The sequence below is a fragment of the Desulfobacterium sp. N47 genome, from assembly GCF_051233685.1.
Taxonomy (GTDB): Bacteria; Desulfobacterota; Desulfobacteria; order Desulfobacterales; family RPRI01; genus RPRI01.
This window is the reverse complement of the sequence record NZ_JBAMMY010000038.1, coordinates 1-2482: the sequence shown is the minus strand read 5'-3', so window position 1 is coordinate 2482 and position 2482 is coordinate 1. Positions and strand designations below refer to the sequence as shown.

Here is a 2482-nt window from a genome sequence, read left to right as displayed (position 1 = left end):
ACTGGCGACTTCTCTGCTTGACCAAGAGAAATTTGCGTATGATGTATTTGCGGAATTATACCATTTGCGTTGGCCGGTTGAAGAAGATTATAAGATCATGAAATGCCGCATCCAGGTGGAAAACTTTTCCGGCAAGACGGTAAGATCCGTTTACCAGGATTTCCATGCCAAAGTATTTTCAAAGAACCTGACGATGATGATTGCAAATTCAGTTGAGCCGCTTGTTGAGAAAAATACAGAGAGCCGGAAATATAAGGAGGGAATTTAGGTGACGTCCTTAACTTTTTAACTTCCTGCTCTGGCTTGTCAACTATGCTTTATGATTCTATAAAGCATGCCGCGACCAAGCCGCAAATGTTCCCGCTATCTTTTCTATGTCGAAAAATTTCTCTTGATACCCGAAACGTACCTAGTTACATCTAAAGATTCTTGCCCTCCTTGAAACCTCAGAAACTATAGAAGATATGAATTTGCCGGGTCTTGAATTGCACCCACTCAAAGGCAATCGTAAAGGTGATTGGGCGGTAAAAATCAGCGGAAACCGGCGTATTACTTTCAAGATACAAAATGGTGATGTCTTGGATGTCAATTATGAAGATTATCATTAGAGAGGTAAAAAATGTCCATGTATAATCCGCCGCACCCCGGCGAAATAATAAGAGAGTTTTGTGTTGAACCTCTTCATATCAATGTGACTGAAGCTGCCAAAGCTCTTGGTGTTACAAGAAAAACATTTTCAGCAATTTTAAACGGGAGGGCTGGTATTAGCCCTGAAATGGCATTAAGGTTATCTAAAGTGTTTGGACGTACGCCAGAAGGGTGGCTCCGCCTCCAGCTTCAATACGATCTATGGAATACAAAACAATCTGTCGATATTGGGAACTTAAAACGAATTAAAGCTGCATGATTTCAATTCTGTTGGATAATCAGCGGGTCAGGACGGATGGTAAACAGCGCCATTGCTTACCCTTGTGTTACTCTCTTTCTATCAGTAATAAACATTTTTCAAAGAACCAGGTAGTATTTGTTTGTAGGTGAAAGTTAAGTCCATAAATATCAACATTTTTTATAACCAAAATCTTGCAAGAAACGGATGAAACAATTTCATATTGATTATCAGGAGGTCATCATCTATAATTAAAAACATAATATTTATGCAAGGAAACCTTGATTTATTCTCAGTATATAAAAAAATGAAAACACATATCAAAATATTATTTTTATTAGTAATAGTGTCAGCGTTTATTTTCAGTGCCTGCGCACCGGTTCTGTCAGACAAATCTTTGCGTGAAGCGAACCTGTCCATATCCTTTCAAGATCTTCAGAAGAATCCCGATGCATACATGGGCAAGGTGGTCATATTTGGGGGGAGAATCATAACCACCACAGCGAAGAAAGATGAAACCTGGGTGGAAGTGCTTCAGCAGCCTCTGGATAATCAGTACAAACCTGAGAATAAAGATGTTTCCTATGGTCGCTTCATCATAGTTTTTAAGGGTTTTATGGATCCTGCCATTTATGCCCCATATCGGCTGATTACAGTTACCGGGGAGGTTGTGGGGAAAGAAGTCCTTCCGATAAAAGAAATTCAGTATACCTATCCTGTTCTTGCTGTGCGGGAACATACCCTTATCAGACCGGAAAATTACAATAATGAACCCAGGTTCAATTTGGGGTTTGGTCTGGGAATTAACCGATAGGCTTATACTGATATTATACAAATAAAGCAGAAGGTTTAATGAGATAAACATGAAAAGCTGTCTTGTCATCATGTTGGCTATTATCGCTTTTGTTTCCTGTTCCCCATTATCTAAAGAATACTTGAAACAGGTTGATCAGGATCTGACGCTCAAAGAGGTCCTTAAGAACGCAGATCAATATAAAGGGACAACAGTTCTTTGGGGAGGAGCAATCATTGAAACGATAAATAAGCCCGGTGAAACACTTATTATAGTTATGCAGACCACTTTGGATTACGAAGACAGACCAAAAAGCATTGATTGGTCAGAAGGCCGGTTCATTGTAAAGCAGGCCGGTTTTCTTGACCCTGAGATTTACGCGAAGGACCGTAAAATAACCGTAGTAGGGAAGATCAGTGGAAAAGAAGATTTCCCGCTTGGAGAAATTCGATACATATATCCGGTGGTGGAAGCCACCAAACTGATTCTCTGGGAAAAACTCGAATATCAACCATTCTACCATGATCCATTTTATTATGATCCATGGTACTGGGAACCGTATCCTTTCCGCTGGTATCATCCTTACCATCGCAGGCGCTAATTGCCTCAAGACTCATCATTTGATTCGGCAGGAGCACATAATGATGAGTATTTTTAATAAGTCTATAATGGACCCCGAAATTTGAACTGATGGTTAAGCTGCTTTTTCTGTGATATTGACTCCATTATAAAGGAGACAGAATGAGAAAGCAATATCCAGGGAATTTTAAAGCAAAGGTTGCATTGGAAGCCATCAGGTCAGA

4 protein-coding genes and 1 pseudogene are annotated in these 2482 nt (G+C 39.8%); all 5 read left to right on the top strand.

The genetic code is table 11. The features are described from left to right. A pseudogene (locus VXK47_RS02360) lies at nt 1-268 on the top strand (IS4 family transposase); the annotation flags it as partial. Between the two features lie 157 nt (nt 269-425). Then, nucleotides 426-608: a type II toxin-antitoxin system RelE/ParE family toxin gene (locus VXK47_RS02355; protein WP_435547169.1), complete on the top strand. Its 183-nt coding sequence runs from the start codon at nt 426-428 to the stop codon at nt 606-608. A gap of 11 nt (nt 609-619) precedes the next feature. Further along, nucleotides 620-907, top strand: a complete 288-nt coding sequence (locus VXK47_RS02350; RefSeq protein WP_435547168.1) for a helix-turn-helix transcriptional regulator — start codon at nt 620-622, stop codon at nt 905-907. Nucleotides 908-1193: 286 nt separating this feature from the next. Then, nucleotides 1194-1700 carry a Slp family lipoprotein gene (locus tag VXK47_RS02345; RefSeq protein ID WP_435547167.1) on the top strand — a complete coding sequence of 169 codons (507 nt, stop codon included), beginning with the start codon at nt 1194-1196 and terminating at the stop codon, nt 1698-1700. A 49-nt stretch (nt 1701-1749) separates the two neighbouring features. Further along, on the top strand, nt 1750-2280 hold the full coding sequence (locus VXK47_RS02340) for a Slp family lipoprotein (protein ID WP_435547166.1): 531 nt from the start codon (nt 1750-1752) through the stop codon (nt 2278-2280). The last annotated feature ends 202 nt before the right edge of the window (nt 2281-2482 follow it).